The sequence below is a fragment of the Streptomyces sp. BBFR51 genome, from assembly GCF_044591655.1.
Classification (GTDB): domain Bacteria; phylum Actinomycetota; class Actinomycetes; order Streptomycetales; family Streptomycetaceae; genus Streptomyces.
In genome coordinates, this window is sequence record NZ_CP172448.1 from 3,738,901 (window position 1) to 3,756,907 (window position 18,007).

The following is an 18,007-nucleotide window of genomic DNA, read 5'->3' on the forward strand; positions in this document are numbered from 1 at the left end:
CACGTCCGTGGCGCCACGCACCCCGATTCTTCCTGTCCGAGGCGCTGGTGGCGAACCTGGGGACAATCGGGGTGTCTCGCCCGATCCCGGGCAAAAGGGAGAGCCGGTGCCCCTCCCGGTCCCGTTCAGCGTCGCAGAAGCGCGAACGACGCCCCCTGACCGTCCGAGACCACGGCCACCCGCCCGTACGACGTCTCGAAGGGCGGCACCCGCACCCGCCCGCCGAGCCGGGTCACCGCGGCGAGCGATGCCTCGACGTCCTCGACCGTGAAGTGGACGAGGAAGTGCGGCGGCATCTCGGCGGGGAAGACGTCCGCGACCGGTGCGCGGCCGAAGTCGGGCGCGGCGTCCGGGCCGAAGAGCGCGTCGTGGAACAGGTCGCCGTAGAAGGCGTTGGCGGCCTCCGTGTCCCGGGTGTACAGCTCGGCCCAGGCGAAGGTGCCCGGCTCGCGCCGGCGTCCGAAGCCGGTAAGGCGGCCCGGCTGCCAGAGCCCGAAGACGGCGCCCTCGGGGTCGGCGGCGAGGGCGGCGGTGCCCAGGTCGCCCACCGGGTGCGGCGGGGTGAGGACCTGGCCGCCGCCCGCCCGGATCCGCCCGGCCAGCGCGGCGGCGTCCGGGGTGTGGAAGTACACGGACCACACGGTGGGCATCCGGCCGTCCGTCTTGCGGACCAGCGCGGCGACCGGCTCACCGTCCAGGTATGCCCCTACCGACTCCTCTCCGGTCGCCTCGCGCGCCTCCCCCTCTTTTCCCGCCTCCCGGAAAGTCCAGCCGAACAGCTCGCCGTAGAAGCGCCTGCCCGCCGCGAGGTCGGCGAGTTGCGCGTCCACCCAGCAGGGGACGCCCTCCCGACTGGCGGACGGACGGGCTGACGCCCTTTTCTCGGATGCCCCGTTTTCGGCCATGCCGCCAAAGTAGCCGTGTCGCCCGCACCGCGCAGACCAGGCACACCAGCCTCTCTCCGCGCTCGCACCCCATTTGCAGTCGGCCGAATCGCGCTCGGATCACCCGTCGGTAAGCTGACGTCATGACAGGACAAGTGCGTACCGTCGACGGCCGCGTGGCCGGTCGGCGTGGGCAGGCGACCCGGCAGAAACTGCTCGACTGCCTCAGCGAAATGCTCAGCTCCTCCCCCTATCGCGATGTCAAAGTCATCGATGTCGCCCGCAGGGCGGGCACGTCGCCCGCGACCTTCTACCAGTACTTCCCGGACGTCGAGGGTGCCGTCCTGGAGATCGCCGAACGCATGGCCGCCGAGAGTTCCTCGCTGGCCGAACTGACGGCGGACCGTTCGTGGGTCGGCAAGGCCGGCTGGCAGACGGCACAGGAACTCGTCGACGGATTCATGGAGTTCTGGCGCAAGAACGACGCGATTCTGCGCGTGGTCGATCTCGGCGCGGCGGAGGGCGACAAGCGGTTCTCCAAGATCCGCATGAAGATCCTGAACTCGGTGAATTCCTCACTCGCGGATTCCGTCGCCGATCTTCAGGCCAAGGGCAAGGTCGACAAGGACGTGAACCCCGCGGCGATCGCCGGTTCACTGGTCGTCATGCTCGCGGCCGCCGCCTCGCACCAGAAGGGGTTCTCCTCGTGGGGCGTGAAGCAGGCCGATCTCAAGCCCAATCTGGCCTTGTTGATGTATCTGGGCATCACCGGAAAGAAGCCCACCAAGTAGTACCCCGCGCGCGGCAGCCTGTCATCCGGGCCGCGCCCCGGGCCGCCGTACCTCCAAGCCCCTCAGCCACCCCGTCGGCCACCCGCTCGAACTCGGCGACCGTGTCCCGGCCCGCCGGCCGCGACGACACGACCTCCAGCGCCTCGAAGTTCAGCCCCGCGGTGGCCGCGAACGGGGAACAGCCGCCCGTCCGGCCGATGTTGTGTTCAGCACCTGTGTCCGTACCCGCTGGAGGAGACCGCCGTGGCCCTGACCCGCGAAGAGCGTGAGACGTTCCTGGCCGAGCCGCACATCGCCGCGCTCGCGGTCGACGCGGGAGCGGGCCGCGCCCCGCTGACCGTGCCGATCTGGTACCAGTACGAGCCCGGCGGCGACGTGTGGATCATGACCGGCCTCGACAGCCGCAAGAACGCGCTGATCCAGAAGGCGGGCCGGTTCTCGCTGATGGTCGACCGGCTGGAGCCCACCATCCGCTACGTGTCGGTGGAGGGGCCTGTTGTCGAGACGGTCACCGCGACCGAGGAGCACCTGCGGGAGCTCGCCACGCGCTACCTCCCCGCCGAGAAGGTCGACGGCTACGTCGCCTTCGCCACCGCGAACCACGGCGACCAGGTCATCGTCCGGATGCGGCCCGAGCGCTGGGTCTCCTCGGATCTGGGCTCCGTCTGACGCCCAGGCGGCCCGGCACCCCTGACGGCACGACAATCGGGGTATGGGAACCGATCTTCAAGAGCTGCTGAGGTCGCTGCGGGTGTGGGATCCGGCGGTCACCGAACTGCCGCCCCTCGACCCGGCCACCGCGCCGGGCGACCCGCTGGACCTGTTCACCCGGTGGTTCGCCGAGGTCGTCGCGGCCGGGCAGCGCGAGCCGCACACGATGTCGCTGGCGACCGCGGACGCCGAGGGCCTGCCGGACGCCCGCATCGTGATGCTGCACGGCGCGGACGCGGACGGCTGGGCCTTCGCCACCCACGCCGACAGCGGCAAGGGCCGCCAGCTCGCCGCCCGCCCCTACGCCGCGCTCGTCTTCTACTGGCCGGTGCTCGGCCGCCAGGTGCGGCTGCGCGGCCCGGTCTCCGTCGCCCCGGCCGAGGAGGCGCGGGCCGATCTGCACGCTCGGTCGGCCGGCGCCCTGGCCGCCGCGCTCACCGGCCGGCAGAGCGCGGAGCTGGTCTCGACGGACGAGCTGGCCCGCGCCTCCGAGGCGGCCTGGGAGCGGGCCGGCCGGGAACCGGACGCGCCGGTCCCGTCCTGGACGCTGTACCGGCTGCGCCCGGACGAGGCCGAGTTCTTCCAGGGAGACGCCCGCCGACGCCACGTACGCCTGACCTACCGACGCACGGAGGTCGCGGACGGCGCGGATACCGCGGACGGCGACTGGCACACCCGCCTGCTGTGGCCGTGAACGGCGACCGCGGTGCGCGGCGGCCGCCCGCGGTGGCTGCGGCGGGCAGCAGCCCTTCGCGGAGACTGCCGGGAACGGCGCGACCGTCCGCAGTGGCTGCGGCGGGCAGCAGCCCTTCGCGGAGGCTGCCGGGAACGGCGGCCCTTCGCTGTGGCTGCCGGTACCCGTGACTCGCCGCCCGTCGTGCCCGGTGTCTCACCGTGGGGTGGGGGCCGTCGGCTCCTCGTCGGTCGTCAGCCGGGCGTGCAGGTGTACGTCCCGGAACGCGTCGTGGCGGCCGGCCTCGAACATCGCCTCGCGCAGGGTCCCCTCGGCGACGTAGCCGCTCCGCTCGGCGACCCGGCAGGAGGCGTCGTGCCCCACCGCGTGCCCCAGTTCCAGGCGGTGGAGCCCGATCTCCGCGAAGGCCCAGCGGGAGGCGAGGAGCAGGGCGCGGGTGGCGACGCCTTTGCCCCGGGCCTCGGGGAGCACCCAGTAGCCGACCCGGGCCACCTTCATCTGCCGGCTGATCTCGTTGACGCCGATGTGCCCCAGCGTCGTACCGCCCACGTCGTCCGTGATCCGGAACGACGCCGACCTGCCGTCCGCCGCGTCGCGCGCCCGTGCGCGCAGGGACTCGCGGGCCCCGGCGAGGTCGGTCCACAGCTTGAGCGGGGTGTTCCAGCGCTGGAACTCGGGGTCCATGCAGCCGCGCAGCCACGTTTCGGCGTCGGTGTCCGAGCCGGCGTCCCAGGCGCGCAGGCGCAGTCCGTGTCCGAGCGGTTCGGTGCGGGAGAGGGCGGGGTCGAGGGTGTGCATGCGTGTGTGGGCCATCCGGCCATTCAAGCCGACGGCGCCAGTCGTGACCGATCCGCAACCGATTTCGGTCTTGACCGAGACCCATCAACGGGGAGCGCGATTACGCTCGCCGCATGGCCGACTCCCCAGCGTCCGCAGAACCGCAGCAGCCCGCACCCGCCGCGGACCGCCCCGTGTACGTCATCGGCGCGGGCCCCGGCGGTCTCGCCGTCGCCCACGCGCTGCGCGCCCGCGGTCTGCGCGCCGTGGTCCTGGAGCGGTCCGACCACGTCGGTTCCTCCTGGCGGCGCCACTACGACCGGCTGCGGCTGCACACCACGCGCCGGCTGTCGGCGCTGCCCGGCCTGCCGATGCCGCGCCGCTTCGGGCGGTGGGTGGCCCGGGACGACGTGGTGCGGTACCTGGAGAAGTATGCCGAGCACCACCAGCTGGAGGTCGTCACCGGCGTCGAGGTCTTCCGCGTCGAGCGCGCGCCCGACGGTGCCGGCTGGCTGCTGCACGCCTCCGGGGGCCGGGAGTTGACCGGCGCCGCGGTGGTCGTCGCCACCGGCCACAACCACACCCCGCGCGTGCCGGACTGGCCCGGCCGGGACACGTACACCGGCGAGTTCCGGCACGCCGCCGAGTACCGGGCCCCGGCCCCGTACGCCGGCCGTGACGTCCTGGTCGTCGGCGTCGGCAACACGGGTGCCGAGATCGCCGTGGACCTGGTGGAGGGCGGGGCCGCCCGGGTCCGGCTCGCGGTGCGCACGGCGCCGCACATCGTCCGCCGCTCGTCCGCCGGGTGGCCCGCCCAGTACACCGGCGTCCTGTGCCGCAGGCTCCCGGTCGCCCTGGTCGACCGGCTGGCCCGCCCGCTGGCCCGGATCAGCGTCCCCGACCTGTCGGCACAGGGGCTGCCGCGCCCCGACACCGGTCTCTACAGCCGGGTGTCCCAGGGCGCCATCCCGGTCCAGGACGTCGGCCTGATCGACGCGGTGCGCACCGGCCGGGTGGAGGTCGTCGCCGCCATGGACGGCTTCGAGGACGGCAAGGTCCTCCTGTCCGACGGCACCCGCATCGCCCCGGACGCGGTGATCGCGGCCACGGGGTACCGGCGGGGCCTGGAGGGGCTTCTCGGGCACCTCGGCGTCCTCGACGACACCGGCAGACCACTCGCGCACGGCGGCCACACCCCGGCCGGCGCTCCCGGCCTGTACTTCACCGGCTACACGAACCCCATCAGCGGCATGCTCCGCGAGCTGTCCCTGGACGCGGAACGGATCGCCAGGGCGGTGACGAAGCGCGAGGCGGGACGGGTGTCGCGGCTGCCGGGCTAGGAGGTGTCGTTTGGATCAGGCCGGCTCCAGACAACGGTGTGGTGTTGCCGACCCGAGCGGGGTCTGGTGCGTGCGGCTGCAAGGCGGAGGAGGGCGTCGACGCGATAGGGTCCCCCCGCGCGAGCGAAGCCGAGCGTGGGGGAGTCGGCAACCGACGACAACGCCTGGGGGTCCCTCCCACGCCCTTGAGGCAGTGGGGGAGTGCGGCCCGGGGCCCGCGACCCCGGCATGATCCGAACGACACCCCCTAGGCCTAGTCCCGGGTGAGGATGCGCAGGTCACCTGCGTCCGGGTCGCCGAACAGCACGAAGAGTTCGGGGTGCTGTCCGGTGCCGCCGATCGTCCAGTACGTGTCCTGGCCGCAGTCGCCGTCGAGGCGTACGAGCACCCCGTCGCGGTGGGTGTCCTGCCACTGGCTGCCCTCTTCACGCGTCCACGCGCCGGTGCCGTCGCACAGGGTGAAGTCATCGTCCCCGTCGACGCCGCCGTGGGGTACGCGGGTCAGCTCGGCCCGGCCGCCCGGTGCCAGCCGCAACACGGCCCCGTTCGCACTCTGCCAGTCCCCGGCGAGCTGCCCGGCGGACAGCTGAGGGGGTTCGTAGTCGTCGGCCAGGGAGGCCGCCGCCACTCCGCACACCACGAGGAGGGCGAAGCTCGCGCCCGCCGAACCGAGCCAGACGCCGCATCCTCCCCACGGTCGTCCGCGCAGGGCGTGGAGGACCAGCACCGGCAGGACACCGACCCCGGCGCACCACGGGAGGGTGTCGGCGACCGGCCACCCCCGCAGCACGCGTCCCAGCACCGACCAGCCGGCGCCGATCAGTACGGACCCTGCCAGGTGCCAGGCCCACTCGGGGCCGCGAGAGGTACGGGGCCGCAGGCGGGCCAGGGCCGCGGCGGGTGCGATCTGCACGGCCGCGTGGAGGAGGCCGACAAACGTCGTCCCGGCCCGCCTGCGTGGTGAACCACCACGCCAGCCACACCAGCGGCACCTGCCCCGCGCACAGCGCGATCGCCCGGTTCCAGTCGTCGTCCTGCCGGGTGGGCCGCTGACGCCCGCCGGGCTCCCCCGTCCTTTCCCGCCCCATGCCCCCGCACCCTACGATCCGCTCAGGCAACCCCCGCCACCGGAGTCGGCCGCCGCCGGATCACCAGCGCCATCAGCGCCGCCGCCGCGCACAGGGCGCCGGAGGCGATCCAGACCACGTCGTAGGAACCGAAGCGGTCGCGGGCGAGGCCGCCGAGGAAGGCGACGAGGGCGGCGCCCACCTGGTGGGAGGCGAGGACCCAGCCGAAGACGATGGCGCTGTCTTCGCCGTAGTGCTCGCGGCACAGGGCGAGGGTGGGCGGCACGGTGGCGACCCAGTCGAGGCCGTAGAAGACGATGAAGAAGATCATCGGCGGGTGGACGCTGGGCGCGAGCAGCATCGGGAGGAAGAGGAGGGAGACGCCGCGCAGCGCGTAGTAGACGGCGAGCAGGCGGCGCGGTTCGAAGCGGTCGGTGAACCAGCCGGAGGCGATCGTGCCGGCCACGTCGAAGACGCCGATGACGGCGAGCAGCGAGGCGGCGGCCGTCAGCGGCATGCCGTGGTCGTGGGCGGCGGGCACGAAGTGGGTCTGGATCAGGCCGTTGGTGGAGGCGCCGCAGATCGCGAAGCTGCCGGCGAGGAGCCAGAACGGGCCGGTGCGGACGGCGGAGAACAGGACCGTGAGGGCGCGCCGGGCGGCGCCGGGGACGGGGGCGGGCTTGGGTACGAACTCCTCGGCGCCGTACGGCTTCTGGCCGACGTCGGCCGGGTGGTCGTGCAGGAGCAGCCAGACGAAGGGGACGACGGCGAGGGCGGCGAGCGCGACGGTGACGGCCGCCGGGCGCCAGTCGTACGTCTCGACGATCCAGGACAGCAGCGGCAGGAAGATCAGCTGCCCGGAGGCCGAGGCGGCGGTGAGGACGCCGGTGACCAGGCCGCGCCGCTCGGTGAACCAGCGGTTGGTGACAGTGGCGGCGAAGGCCAGGGCCATCGAGCCGGAGCCGAGGCCGACCAGCAGGCCCCAGCACAGGATGAGCTGCCAGGCGGAGTCCATCCACACCGTGGCGCCGGAGCCGAGCGCGATCACCATCAGGGCGACGGCGACCACGCGCCGGATGCCGAAGCGGTCCATCAGCGCGGCGGCGAAGGGGGCGGTCAGCCCGTAGAGGGCGAGGTTGACGGAGACGGCGGCGCCGATCGTGCCGCGCGACCAGCCGAACTCCTGGTGCAGCGGGTCGATGAGGATGCCGGGCAGGGAGCGGAAGGCGGCGGCCCCGATGATCGTCACGAAGGTGACGGCGGCGACCCACCAGGCGCGGTGCACCCGGGCGCGGCGGCGCGGTCGGGTGGGCTTGGACCGGCCCGTGGGCTCCGGCCGGCCCGTGGGCTCCGGCCGGCCCACGGGGGATGCGGCGGCGTCGGTTGTCTGGCTCACGTCACCGAGTGTCCGCAGCGGGGGCCGGTCGAACGAGTGGCCCGGAAGACATGGTTCGCTAGGATCGGGCCATGACGTCCGAACACCCGCCCCGCGCGGACCGTCCGCACCGTGTCGTCGTCCTGGCCCTCGACGGGCTGCTCCCCTTCGAGCTGGGCATCGCGCCGCGCATCTTCGGCCTCGCCCGCGACGAGCGAAAGCGCCCGTTGTACGAGGTCGTCACCTGCTCGGTCCGGCCGCCGGGGCCGGTCGGCACCGACGCCGACTTCGCCGTCCTGGTCGAGAACGGCCCCGAGGCGCTGGCCACCGCCGACACGGTCGTCGTCCCGGCCTCCTACGAGTTGGGCCCGGTCTACGAGGAGGGGGTGCTGACGGAGGAGCTGGCCGCCGCGCTGGCTCTCGTCCGGCCCGGCACCCGACTCGTCGCGATCTGCACGGGCGGCTTCGTCCTGGCCGCCGCCGGCCATCTCGACGGCCGCCCGGTGACCACGCACTGGGCCTCCGCCGAGCACTTCCAGCGGCTGTTCCCAAAGGTGCGGGTGGACGCCGACGTGCTGTTCGTCGACGACGGCGACGTGCTCACCTCGGCCGGGGTGGCGGCCGGGATCGACCTGTGCGTGCACATCGTGCGCCGGGACCACGGCACCGCCGTCGCCAACGAGGTGGCTCGCCGCACCGTCGTACCGCCCCATCGGGACGGCGGGCAGGCGCAGTACATCGAGCGGCCGGTGCCCGATCCGCAACAGTCCTCGACGGCCTGTGCCCGCGCCTGGGCGCTGGGTCGTCTCCACGAGCGGATCCAGCTGCGGGACATGGCCGCCCAGGAGTCGATGTCGGTACGCACCTTCACCCGCCGTTTCCGCGAGGAGGTCGGTGTCAGTGCGGGCCAGTGGCTCACCCGGCAGCGCGTCGAACGGGCCCGGCACCTGCTGGAGTCCACCGCCCTGTCCGTCGACCAGGTGGCCCGGGACGCGGGATTCGGCACGGCGCAGTCGATGCGACAGCATCTTCAGGTGACGCTCGGCGTCACGCCGACGGGGTACCGGCGGACCTTCCGCGCGGAGTTGTCCACAGCCTGTGGAGAATGAGCGGGGCCTGCCCGGAATTGCTAGCCGGGAATTGCTAGCCGAGAATTGCTTGCCGGGATTTCCCCGGCCGACGGCGCGGCGCTGTCCGCCCCGAGCACGACACCGCGCGCCGCCGGCCGACTCCGGCGCTCCCGCCCGGCTCCCGTCGCCCCCGAGGGAACCGCCGCCGAACACGACCCACGCTCGCCGAGGGCCCCGTCACCGGGCCCTCGTCGTCCCCTCGCGGCGAATCGTTGCCTACAAGCGTGAGGAAGCGGTCACGATCCGTCAACCGGGAGCAGGCGTTTCATCACTTGCGTCCCGTTTCGCGCGGACGCGCACGGAAGCACACCCCGGCGCACCAACGGCTACACCGCTTCGTACGCGAACCCCTCGTACGCCACCGCGCCGCCGCCGCTCCCGCAGACCGGGGCGGTGTCCTCGCGTCCCGTGCAGCGGTCCAGTTCGCACCAGATGCGCTTGCCGGTGCCCTCCCGGCTCCAGCCCCAGCGGTCGGCGAGGCCGTCCACGAGGGCGAGGCCCCGGCCGCCCGTCGCCTCGCCGTCCACACAACGGGGCACGGGGGCACGGTCGCTGGCGTCGTCCACTTCGAGGCGGACGGTGGCCTCCTTCGTCTCCTCGGTCACCGCGCCCGGCAGCACCAGCCGCAGCACGGCCGAACACCCGGTGTGCACCACGGCGTTGGTGACCAGCTCGGAGACGAGCAGGACCAGCGTCTCGGCGAGTGGTTCATCGGCCCGTATCCCCGACCCGGCGAGCCGTGAACGCGCCCACCGCCGGGCACGCCCCACTTCCGAGGGGTCTGGACGGACCTCCAGCTGCACTTGAAGCACCTGCACCGCTCACACCATCCGAACCGGCGGACACAAAGGCTCGCGCCTCATGAGGGCCACGATCGTAGCCATTTCCAGCATGGCCAGAACAACGGCCGGGGCGGGGATCACGGAACGTGAATCCGCTGTGGGACAGCATGGTTGACGTACAGTCACGCCAACAAGCGCTTCGGGCATATTCCAGCGCGAAGGAGTACTCGTGCGGCATACTGTGCGACGCGCGTTCCGGGGAGTCGAACAGGCGGTGGCCGACGGCCGTTCCGCCCTGCGGGGCAAGGCGCACACCGCCGGTTGCGAAGCCGCCCCAGGGGCAACTCCGGCACGGCTGGCGCTCGGGAGCACTCGCATCCCACACAAGGTACCGGAGCGTGGCACCGACTCCGGGCCGTGACGGGTCACACGGCGGACACAACCCGGTATCAACGCTCTGTGATGCCGCTCCGCCACGATCCGCGACATCCGCCCGTGACGCCGGAGCGGTCGAGGCCTCGGCCTCGACCGCGCACCGGACGGGGCGCTACTCGGGCACGGTGAAGTAGCGGGCGAAGGCCGGGACGATCTCCGCCTCCCCCACCTTGTCGTCGCCGTCCGTGTCGAGCGCGGCGGCGACGGACCGGGCGAGGTCCTCGGGCACGCCGAACGCGGTGAGCGCGCGTGCGGTGTCCGCGACGGTGACCGCCCCGTCGCCGTCGGTGTCGGCGACGCCCAGGGCGGCGTGCAGGAAGGGGCGGGCGATCTCGGCGAACCGGTCCGGCTTGTCCCGCAGCCGCTTGACCGCTCCGGTGACGAACTCCTCGCGGGTGATGCGCTGGTCGCCGTCCCGGTCGGCGATGCCCGCGAGACCCTGCCAGAGCGCCTCCGCGCCGCCGTACAGCGACTGCCCCTTGTCGGAGCGGGCGGCGACGCCGAACTCGGCGAGCAGGGCCTTGGCCGCCCCGCTGAAGTCGGAACGGTCGATGTGGCCGTTGCCGTCCTGGTCGAAGGTGGTGAACCGCGCGGCGATCCTGCGCTCGTACTCGCTGTTGACCATGGTTCTCTCCGGCCGCCTCACGTCGGTGTCGGGTGCGTCTCGCCCGGAGCGTACGTCGCCGGGCGCCGCCGCGGGCGGGACTTGCCGCGACTTGCCACCTCCGGCGCGGACGAGGGCCGGGCGCTACGCGGACAGGGGCCGTGGCTCGTCGCCGGTCGCCGAGGCGAGGTCGGGGTGGCAGTCGAAGAGCCGGCGCACTCCCAGCGCGCCGAGGACACGGTTGACGTGGGAGCCGTCGACGGCGCCCTGGGCGGGCAGTATCAGGCGCAGCCTGCCCTGGCAGGAGCGGATGAGCCGCCGGGAGGCGATGAGCACGCCGACCCCGCTGGAATCGCAGAACAGGACGTCGGAGAGGTCCAGGACGAGGCTGTGCCGCCCCTCCGCGACCTCGTCGTGCACGCGCTGCCGCAGCACCGGTGACGTCACCAGGTCCAGTTCGCCCGACACCTGGAGCACGGCCCACCGGCCCTGCTCGCCGCCGGTCACGTTGAACGTCACCACCATGCCCTTCATTCGTCGGAACGTCTGGAATCTTCTGAAAGCTGCTGGATTCACCCAAAACGGAAGCCATGCTTACGCTTCTTGGCCGCGCGCCTGCCCACCGGCCGTGCCCGCAAACTCCGGGCCGGAAACGGTGTTCGGTCAGAAGTGGCTTGTTTCAGATGGTTTCGATCCTGTTCGATCGAATTCGGTCGCACGATAGAGCGTAGTGGAGGCGCATATCACCTCCGACCGGCCGGGGGCGCGCATTGAAACAAAGGGGCGTGCGCTGTCGGACGTGCCGACTACATTCGGGGAGAGGGTGACCCCAGGCTGGACGGGGCACAGGGACCGAACAGGGGGTGGAGGGACCGCATGGCGAAGAGGGACGTGCCGCTGCGCTGGGACCGCAAGATGCAGCAGCGGCTCGCACGCGGCGAGGCCGCCGCCCTGGGCGAGCTGTACGACCGGTTCGCCTCACTCGTGCACGGCCTGGCGCACCGCGTGCTCGACGACGAACGGGCCGCCGACCGCATCACACGCGACGTCTTCGCGCACGTCTGGGAGCATCCCGACACCTACGACCCCCGGCAGGGCCCGCTGCGCACGTGGGTCGCCACGCTCACCCACCGTTTCGCCGTCCAGCGGCTGCGGGCCACCGAGACGGCGGCCCTCGCCCGCGGCGGTTCGGGCACCACGGAGGAGCTGGAGACCAAGGTGCGCCACGCCTCGGTCGCCGCCCGCGCCGACTACATCGTGCAGTCCATGCCGGCGCCGCTGCGCGCCGCCCTGGAGCTGGCCTACTTCCAGCGCCGCGACTACCGCCAGACCGCCGCCGACCTCGGCGTCACGGAGGACGAGGCGCGCCGCCGCCTCCGCCTGGGCCTCCAGCTCCTGTCCACGGCCCGCGACGCCCACACCGCCCCGCACACCCCCGGGGCCCCGCCCGGATACGGGGGTGCGGCATGAAGGCCTACGACGAGGACGACGGGAACGACAAACACGACAAGCACGACGGGACCGACGAGCACGCGGCGGACGATGACGGGGGAACCGGCACCGGGGCGCGTATACCGATGCCGCGTGTGTCCGTCGAGGACGGCGGGCGGGCGTTGCCGGAGGTGGGGGCGGTCACGCTCGAGCACCAGGTGCTGACCTCGCTGCTCGGGGCGTGGGCGCTGGCCGCCTGCTCGGCGCAGGAGGCGGCGGCCGTCGAGGAGCACCTCGGGGAGTGCGAGGCCTGCGCCGACGAGGCGCTGCGCCTGCGCGAGGCCGTCACGCTGCTCCAGCGCCCGGAGAGCCTCGACCTGGACCCCGCCCTGCGCACCCGCGTCCTCGACGGCTGCCTGGAGCGGCGCCCGCCCCGCATCCCGGTGCCCGAGTGGGCCACCCCGTACGACGCCGAGACCGCACGCCTCGACGCGCTGCTCCAGGACATCGGGGACGCCGAATGGCACGCGCCGGTCCGGCTGCGCTGGTTCGAGGCCGACAGCGCCGCGAGCCGCCGTACCACCGTCGCCGGGGTCATCGCGCACCTGCTGACGGTCGACGGGACGGTATCGGTCTCCCTGGGCCTCGCCGACCCGATGGGCGACATCACCGCGCCCTCCCGCACGCCGGCCGTCCGCACGGAGGCGTACTGGCGGGCCTCGCACTACCCGCCGACCCGTGCGGTGCGGGCGCCCTGGCGCGAGCAGAGTCACGGCATCGTGCGGACGGTGTCGTTCACCGGTGACGCGGGCGGGCTGCCGGTCTCGTACGGCGACTTCGAGCTGCCGCTGCGCGACGCGATGCTGGACCGGGCGTTCGAGTGCTGGGTGCACGCGGAGGACATCGCCGAGGCGGTGGACTATCCGTACGAGCCGCCCTCCGCGCGCCATCTCAACCGCATGATCGATCTGGCGGCCCGGATGCTGCCGGGCGTCCTGGCGGCGCGCCGCCGGGCCGGTCTGGCCGCGCCGGGCGAGCGCCCGCACCTGGTCGCCGCGGGTGAGCCGGGGCGCAGCCTGCGGCTGGAGATCGAGGGCACGGGCGGCGGCGAGTGGCTCATTCCGCTCGACTCGCCCGGCGCGGTGGGCTCCGCCGAGTACGAAGTGGCCCATGTCGCGCTGGACGGCGTGGAGTTCTGCCGGCTGGCGGCGGGCCACGTGCCTCCGGCGGAGGCGGCGGCGGGGCAGGTCGGGGACCGGGAGGCGATCCGGGACGTGCTGTTCGCGGCGGCGAGCTTGAGCCGGATGTGAGGGGCGGTTGGTGTTTCGTCGGCGGCTGCGGGCCGGTGGGGGCTGGTCGCGCAGTCTCCCGCGCCCCTGAAAGACGGGCGTCCGGCGAACGTTCCCGAAGGGGCGCGGGGCTGTGCTGAATATGCGGCTCCGCCGCGTGGGCGCGACCGGCCACGACATACTCGCGGCCGCCCGCGAAACGGAACCCCACGCCCCCTGGGCCCTGTCGTCGAACTCCCGTCGTCCGCCGGGGGGCGGCGGCGTCAGGTGCGTGCTCTCGGCGTGCGGGGCCCACTGGGGGAGCGTGCATGGCGTCGCCAGGCTGGGGCACCTCCCGGCCGATGGCCGGGGGAGGGAGTTTGACGACAGGGCCTGGGAGGGTGGCCCGGACGGGTCAGGAGGAGCGTCGGCGCCGGACGAGCACGAGCAGGCCGGACCCGACGATCAGGACGCCCGCGGCGATGCCCAGCGGCAGCACGGGGTCGGAGCCGCCGGTCTCCGCCAGCGGTTCGCTCCCGCCCTGGGCCGCAGGGCCGGCGCCGTCGTCACCGGCCGCACCGGACGTCGCGCCCTCGTCACCGGCCGCACCCGCGCCGGCCGGGGAACCCGCGTCCGTGTCACCGGACGTTTCGCCGGCACCCGCGGCGGGGGCTCCGTAGCTGTAGGCGCCCCGGTCCGGTGCGCCGGCCTTGCGGGCCGCCCCGGTGAAGTCGGTGGTCACGGCCGGGAACGGGGTGCCGGAGCCGATGGCGGGTGAGCCCTTGGCGAGCCGGAAGTCCGCGTCCGGGCCCTTGCCGGGGGCGGTGAGCTTCGGGTCGGCGACGACGTCGTGCGGGCCCTTGGTCTCGGGCGCCTTGCCGCCGAAGTAGACGTTGTAGTCGTACGTGACGTCCACGTTCCCGGACTTGCTGTTGGTGGCCTGCCCCGGGCGGCCGTAGGCGATGTTGTTCAGGAGCCGTACGTCGGTGCTGTCGTGGGCGAAGATGTTGGCGTAGGGCTTTTCCATGCGGGTGCTGCGGCCGTTGAGGTAGGCCGTGTTGTGGACGATGTCGACGTGCTGGCTCTTGTAGGCGTGGATGCCCGAACCGCCGTTGTCGTAAGTGACGTTGTTGGCGACCAGCACCCGTCCGGCGTAGGCCGGCCGACCGCGCCCGGGGTCGCCCTTCGTCGTGTCGACGATGATGCCGTTGCCGTCGGAGTAGCAGCCGCAGCCCTCCCACTTGACCTTGGTCTCGTTGTCGTGGACGCGGTTGCCGGTGATACGGATGCCGTACGTCTGAGGGTCGGTGCCGCCGTTGCCGCGGGGGGTGAGGACGGAGATGCCGCTGGTGCCGTAGACGGTGTACCAGGCGTTGGAGTGGACGTGGTTGCCGGTGATGTCGACGTGGTCGGCCTCGATCGCGGAGATCCCGCCGCCCGCGCAGTCGTGCACCAGGTTGCCGGTGATCTCGACGTGGTGGGCGAACGCGCCGGACTCCCGGTTCTTCTCCACGGATATGCAGTTGGTGTTGTACGTCGGGTCGGTCTTGCTCGACGAGCGTTCGGCGTCGGCCAGGGACAGGGCGGCGTTGTTGCCCTTGACCTCGAGGTTCTTGATGACGATGTGGGACGCGCCGTAGACGCTGATGCCGTTCCAGGCCGTCTTCGGGTGCAGGACCGGCCGGTGTCCGGGATACGCCGTGAAGGTGATGGGGGCTCCCGGCCGCCCGGAGCGCTTGATGGTCAGCACGTTGGAGCCCTTGCGGGGCTCGGTGTAGGTGCCGTTCATGACGGCGACGATGTCACCGGGGTCGGCCAGGTCCGCCGCCTTCTGGAGGGTGCGGAACGGCGATCCGGCCGACGTGCCGGGGTTGGAGTCGCTGCCGCCGGTGCTCACGAAGTAGGTGGGGGTGGGGGCCTTCGCGGGCAGGGACGTACGGACGACCCGCGCGGCGGCGGAGGACGGGGCGGGGGTACGCGGGCGCGGGCTCGCGCTCGTGTGCGCGGTGGGGGCGGGCGTCGTCGGCGCCGGACTCACCTTTTGGGAGGCGGTGCTCCGCGCGTCGGCGGAACTCTCCGCCCCCGCCGGGACCATGACGAGGCTCGTCACGACGAGCGCGGCCATCCCGGCGACGACGGTCGCGCCCGTGGCCTTGGCGGAGAGTCCGCCGAGCATGCCGTGGTCGCTCCGCGGGCGGCCGGGCGCGCGACGGCCGTGCCCGCGGGGCGCCGGCCGGTGCGCGGTGTGCCGGACGGCCGCGGACGGGTCGGGGTGGTCCCCGGCACCGGTGGTGTCCGCCGGGCTCCCCGTCCCGCCGGGCGTCGGCTGCCCCGCCGACCCGGTCCATCCCGTCGCCCCGGCCGTTCCGGCGTCTGCCGTGCGGCCCGGTACGAGCAGGGGCAGGCCCGCGAGCAGCCGCTCGGGCGGGACGAGCCGGCCGGCGAGATGACCGCAGGGCTCGCAGGAGCGCAGGTGCCGGGTGATGCGCTTGCGCAGCAGGGGGCTGGGGGCCGGGTCGCCCGCGCCGGCGAGCTGGGCCAGTTCGGCGCAGCGCGGGGTGTGGGACAGCGCCCGGACGACCGTCCGCGCCACGTCCAGCTGGGTCTTCATCCGCTGGACCTGGACCGCCAGATGGGCCGTCGGAAGGTTCAGGGCCGTCGCGATGTCCTTGCGGGACAGCCGTCCGCACGCCTCCAGCCACCACAGCGACAGCAGGTCGCGGTACGACGCGTCGAGCCACGCGGTGGCCGCGGCGACCTGCCGCTGCTCGGCGGTGAGTGACTGCCGCAGCAGGAAGAGGGTCGCGAAGTCGGGTTCCGGCGCGTGCCGTTCGTCGGCGTGCTCCAGCGTCGTCAGCCGGCCGGACCGGGCCCGGCGCCGGGCGTCGGTGAGCTGGCGGACCGCGATGGCCACCAGCCACGAGCGGAACTTCGCCGCGTCCCGCAGGTCCGGCAGCGCGCGGATCACCGCGACCATCGTGTCCTGCACGATGTCGTCGACGTCGAGGTCGCTCTCCGCCGCCCGCCCGACCACGTTGTAGACCAGCGGCAGGACACCCGCGGTGAGCCGCTCGACGGCCCCGGCGTCCCCGGCGCGGGCCGCCTCGACCGTGAGGCGGTCCGGAAACGTGTCGGTCCTGTCGGACCCGTCATGTCGCATGCGATACATCCTCGGACAGGAGCAGGTGTGGCTGCTCTGCTGGGCGGTTGTCGCAGCAGGAGACGGACGGGCGCCCCGGGCATAACACTTTTCGCGCCCGGACCGCGGCGCCCGGACCGGAGGGACGCCCAGCCGTCACGCGAGGACGACCAAGTTACGCGAAGACGACCGTCCGGCGTCCGTTGAGCAGGATCCTCCGCTCCGCGTGCCACTTCACGGCCCGCGCCAGCGCCTGGCACTCCACGTCCCGCCCGATCGCGACCAACTGGTCCGGCGTGACGTCGTGGCCGACCCGCTCGACCTCCTGCTCGATGATCGGCCCCTCGTCGAGGTCGGCCGTCACGTAGTGCGCGGTCGCGCCGATCAGCTTCACGCCCCGCGCATGCGCCTGGTGGTACGGCTTCGCGCCCTTGAAGCTCGGCAGGAAGGAGTGGTGGATGTTGATGATCCGGCCGCTGAGCCGCTTGCAGAGGTCGTCCGAGATGACCTGCATGTAGCGGGCCAGCACGACGAGTTCGACGTTCTCCTCGCGCACGATCTCCAGGAGCCGCGCCTCGGCCTCCGCCTTGGTGTCCTTCGTCACGGGGATGTGGTGGAAGGGGATGTCGTACGACCCCACCAGCTCCGCGAAGTCCGTGTGGTTGGACACGACGGCCGCGATCTCCACGGGCAGCGCGCCGATCCGGGCCCGGAAGAGCAGGTCGTTCAGGCAGTGCCCGAACTTGCTGACCATGAGCACGATGCGGGTCTTCTCGTCGGCCCGGTTGACCTGCCACTCCATGTGGAAGGCGTCGCCGATCGCGGTGAAGCTGGCGCGCAGCTTGTCCAGCGTCACCGGCGACTGGGCCGAGAAGTGGACCCGCATGAAGAACAGTCCCGTGTCGTGGTCGCCGAACTGCTGGCTGTCCTCGATGTTGCAGCCGGTCATGAACAGGTAGCTCGAGACGGCGTGCACGATGCCCTGCTTGTCGGGGCAGGACAGGGTGAGGACGTACTGGTCGGCCGGGGCGCCGGCCGAGGGGACGGCGGCGGAGGACTGCTCGTTCATGCAGCACAGGGTCCCATATCCGGCCCTGCGCCCCGGGCGCCGTCCCGTCAGGCGGACCGGGAAAGGATCTGCAGCACCTCCAGCGTGCGCGGCTCCGCCTCCGGGTCCTCGCCGTCACTGGTGGCCAGCCGTACGTGCGCGTCGCGCGCCGCCCGCACCGCCTCCGGCCAGTCCGCGTGTTCCAGATACGCGGTCACCGGCGCGTCCGGCCCCACCTGGTGCATGATCCGCAGGACCCGCAGCACGGCGGTGTCGACGAGCGCCGCCTCCTGCGAGTCGCGGAAGACCGTGCCCACGTACTTCTCGGCGGACCAGTGATCCAGCCAGGTGTCCTCCACCAGGCGGTACACGGCGTCGGTGACGTCTCCGTAGCCGTCCACACCGGCCAGCCAGACGTCCCGCTGGAAGGCGGGGGCGGAGAGCATGTGCAGCGCGGAGCGCACCTGGCTGCGCCAGCGCCACCACGGCATGTCGTTGAGTGGCATGCCGCCCATGGTGGAGGAGCGACGG

Annotated in this window: 17 protein-coding genes; 7 read left to right on the forward strand and 10 right to left on the reverse strand. The window is 73.0% G+C overall.

The genetic code is table 11. From position 1 onward, the window contains the following. Positions 1-125 precede the first annotated feature (125 nt). Complete coding sequence (locus ACGH7X_RS16900; protein ID WP_399886167.1) at positions 126-905, reverse strand: VOC family protein; 780 nt, start codon at positions 903-905, stop codon at positions 126-128. A gap of 122 nt (positions 906-1,027) precedes the next feature. On the opposite strand from ACGH7X_RS16900, the gene ACGH7X_RS16905 reads away from it, so the two are divergent. The 3 genes from ACGH7X_RS16905 (at position 1,028) to ACGH7X_RS16915 (ending at position 3,080) form a co-directional block, all read left to right on the forward strand. Further along, positions 1,028-1,675 carry a TetR family transcriptional regulator gene (locus ACGH7X_RS16905; protein WP_399886168.1) on the forward strand — a complete coding sequence of 216 codons (648 nt, stop codon included), beginning with the start codon at positions 1,028-1,030 and terminating at the stop codon, positions 1,673-1,675. A 243-nt stretch (positions 1,676-1,918) separates the two neighbouring features. Next, positions 1,919-2,344: a pyridoxamine 5'-phosphate oxidase family protein gene (locus ACGH7X_RS16910; RefSeq protein WP_399886169.1), complete on the forward strand. Its 426-nt coding sequence runs from the start codon at positions 1,919-1,921 to the stop codon at positions 2,342-2,344. A 43-nt stretch (positions 2,345-2,387) separates the two neighbouring features. Continuing rightward, positions 2,388-3,080, forward strand: a complete 693-nt coding sequence (locus ACGH7X_RS16915) for a pyridoxal 5'-phosphate synthase (protein ID WP_399886170.1) — start codon at positions 2,388-2,390, stop codon at positions 3,078-3,080. Between the two features lie 195 nt (positions 3,081-3,275). On the opposite strand, the gene ACGH7X_RS16920 is transcribed toward ACGH7X_RS16915, so the two are convergent. Continuing rightward, entirely contained in the window at positions 3,276-3,893 is a 618-nt protein-coding gene (locus ACGH7X_RS16920; RefSeq protein WP_399886171.1) for a GNAT family N-acetyltransferase, read from the reverse strand. Between the two features lie 98 nt (positions 3,894-3,991). On the opposite strand from ACGH7X_RS16920, the gene ACGH7X_RS16925 reads away from it, so the two are divergent. Next, positions 3,992-5,197: a flavin-containing monooxygenase gene (locus ACGH7X_RS16925; RefSeq protein WP_399886172.1), complete on the forward strand. Its 1,206-nt coding sequence runs from the start codon at positions 3,992-3,994 to the stop codon at positions 5,195-5,197. 253 nt (positions 5,198-5,450) lie between these two features. On the opposite strand, the gene ACGH7X_RS16930 is transcribed toward ACGH7X_RS16925, so the two are convergent. Both ACGH7X_RS16930 and ACGH7X_RS16935 read right to left on the reverse strand, forming a co-directional pair. Beyond that, positions 5,451-6,110 carry a hypothetical protein gene (locus tag ACGH7X_RS16930; protein WP_399886173.1) on the reverse strand — a complete coding sequence of 220 codons (660 nt, stop codon included), beginning with the start codon at positions 6,108-6,110 and terminating at the stop codon, positions 5,451-5,453. A 197-nt stretch (positions 6,111-6,307) separates the two neighbouring features. Then, positions 6,308-7,660: an MFS transporter gene (locus ACGH7X_RS16935; RefSeq protein WP_399886174.1), complete on the reverse strand. Its 1,353-nt coding sequence runs from the start codon at positions 7,658-7,660 to the stop codon at positions 6,308-6,310. A gap of 71 nt (positions 7,661-7,731) precedes the next feature. Here ACGH7X_RS16935 and ACGH7X_RS16940 point away from each other — a divergent pair, with 71 nt between their 5' ends. After that, entirely contained in the window at positions 7,732-8,748 is a 1,017-nt protein-coding gene (locus tag ACGH7X_RS16940) for a GlxA family transcriptional regulator (RefSeq protein WP_399886175.1), read from the forward strand. A gap of 347 nt (positions 8,749-9,095) precedes the next feature. On the opposite strand, the gene ACGH7X_RS16945 is transcribed toward ACGH7X_RS16940, so the two are convergent. The 3 genes from ACGH7X_RS16945 to ACGH7X_RS16955 form a co-directional block, all read right to left on the reverse strand. Then, complete coding sequence (locus ACGH7X_RS16945; protein ID WP_399897095.1) at positions 9,096-9,572, reverse strand: ATP-binding protein; 477 nt, start codon at positions 9,570-9,572, stop codon at positions 9,096-9,098. A 526-nt stretch (positions 9,573-10,098) separates the two neighbouring features. Next, a complete protein-coding gene (gene calD / locus ACGH7X_RS16950) occupies positions 10,099-10,611 on the reverse strand; it encodes a calcium binding protein CalD (protein WP_399886176.1) in 513 nt (170 codons plus the stop codon). 123 nt (positions 10,612-10,734) lie between these two features. Further along, complete coding sequence (locus ACGH7X_RS16955) at positions 10,735-11,115, reverse strand: STAS domain-containing protein (protein ID WP_399897098.1); 381 nt, start codon at positions 11,113-11,115, stop codon at positions 10,735-10,737. Between the two features lie 351 nt (positions 11,116-11,466). On the opposite strand from ACGH7X_RS16955, the gene ACGH7X_RS16960 reads away from it, so the two are divergent. After that, positions 11,467-12,060, forward strand: a complete 594-nt coding sequence (locus tag ACGH7X_RS16960; protein ID WP_399886177.1) for a sigma-70 family RNA polymerase sigma factor — start codon at positions 11,467-11,469, stop codon at positions 12,058-12,060. Next, positions 12,057-13,331, forward strand: a complete 1,275-nt coding sequence (locus tag ACGH7X_RS16965; RefSeq protein ID WP_399886178.1) for a zf-HC2 domain-containing protein — start codon at positions 12,057-12,059, stop codon at positions 13,329-13,331. The genes ACGH7X_RS16960 and ACGH7X_RS16965 overlap by 4 nt, the downstream gene beginning before the upstream one ends. A 373-nt stretch (positions 13,332-13,704) precedes the next feature. Here the strand turns inward: ACGH7X_RS16965 and ACGH7X_RS16970 are convergent, their stop codons facing one another. The 3 genes from ACGH7X_RS16970 to ACGH7X_RS16980 all read right to left on the reverse strand — a co-directional run bounded on the left by ACGH7X_RS16970 (position 13,705) and on the right by ACGH7X_RS16980 (position 17,991). Further along, the gene (locus ACGH7X_RS16970) at positions 13,705-16,449 is read right to left on the reverse strand and encodes a sigma-70 family RNA polymerase sigma factor (RefSeq protein ID WP_399886179.1); all 2,745 of its coding nucleotides are present in this window, start codon (positions 16,447-16,449) and stop codon (positions 13,705-13,707) included. 154 nt (positions 16,450-16,603) lie between these two features. Beyond that, positions 16,604-17,497 (reverse strand): formyltetrahydrofolate deformylase, encoded by an 894-nt coding sequence (purU, locus tag ACGH7X_RS16975; RefSeq protein ID WP_399886180.1) that lies wholly within the window; start codon positions 17,495-17,497, stop codon positions 16,604-16,606. Positions 17,498-17,544: 47 nt separating this feature from the next. Beyond that, positions 17,545-17,991: a hypothetical protein gene (locus tag ACGH7X_RS16980; RefSeq protein ID WP_399886181.1), complete on the reverse strand. Its 447-nt coding sequence runs from the start codon at positions 17,989-17,991 to the stop codon at positions 17,545-17,547. Positions 17,992-18,007 lie beyond the last annotated feature (16 nt).

Excerpts from the sequence above, each read along its gene's own strand:
- ACGH7X_RS16900 (WP_399886167.1), bottom strand. The coding sequence starts at position 905 with ATGGCCGAAAACGGGGCATCCGAGAAAAGGGCGTCAGCCCGTCCGTCC.
- ACGH7X_RS16905 (WP_399886168.1), top strand. The coding sequence starts at position 1,028 with ATGACAGGACAAGTGCGTACCGTCGACGGCCGCGTGGCCGGTCGGCGT.
- ACGH7X_RS16915 (WP_399886170.1), top strand. The coding sequence starts at position 2,388 with ATGGGAACCGATCTTCAAGAGCTGCTGAGGTCGCTGCGGGTGTGGGAT.
- ACGH7X_RS16920 (WP_399886171.1), bottom strand. The coding sequence starts at position 3,893 with ATGGCCCACACACGCATGCACACCCTCGACCCCGCCCTCTCCCGCACC.
- ACGH7X_RS16925 (WP_399886172.1), top strand. The coding sequence starts at position 3,992 with ATGGCCGACTCCCCAGCGTCCGCAGAACCGCAGCAGCCCGCACCCGCC.
- ACGH7X_RS16940 (WP_399886175.1), top strand. The coding sequence starts at position 7,732 with ATGACGTCCGAACACCCGCCCCGCGCGGACCGTCCGCACCGTGTCGTC.
- calD (WP_399886176.1), bottom strand. The coding sequence starts at position 10,611 with ATGGTCAACAGCGAGTACGAGCGCAGGATCGCCGCGCGGTTCACCACC.
- ACGH7X_RS16955 (WP_399897098.1), bottom strand. The coding sequence starts at position 11,115 with ATGGTGGTGACGTTCAACGTGACCGGCGGCGAGCAGGGCCGGTGGGCC.
- ACGH7X_RS16960 (WP_399886177.1), top strand. The coding sequence starts at position 11,467 with ATGGCGAAGAGGGACGTGCCGCTGCGCTGGGACCGCAAGATGCAGCAG.
- ACGH7X_RS16965 (WP_399886178.1), top strand. The coding sequence starts at position 12,057 with ATGAAGGCCTACGACGAGGACGACGGGAACGACAAACACGACAAGCAC.
- ACGH7X_RS16970 (WP_399886179.1), bottom strand. The coding sequence starts at position 16,449 with ATGCGACATGACGGGTCCGACAGGACCGACACGTTTCCGGACCGCCTC.
- purU (WP_399886180.1), bottom strand. The coding sequence starts at position 17,497 with ATGAACGAGCAGTCCTCCGCCGCCGTCCCCTCGGCCGGCGCCCCGGCC.
- ACGH7X_RS16980 (WP_399886181.1), bottom strand. The coding sequence starts at position 17,991 with ATGGGCGGCATGCCACTCAACGACATGCCGTGGTGGCGCTGGCGCAGC.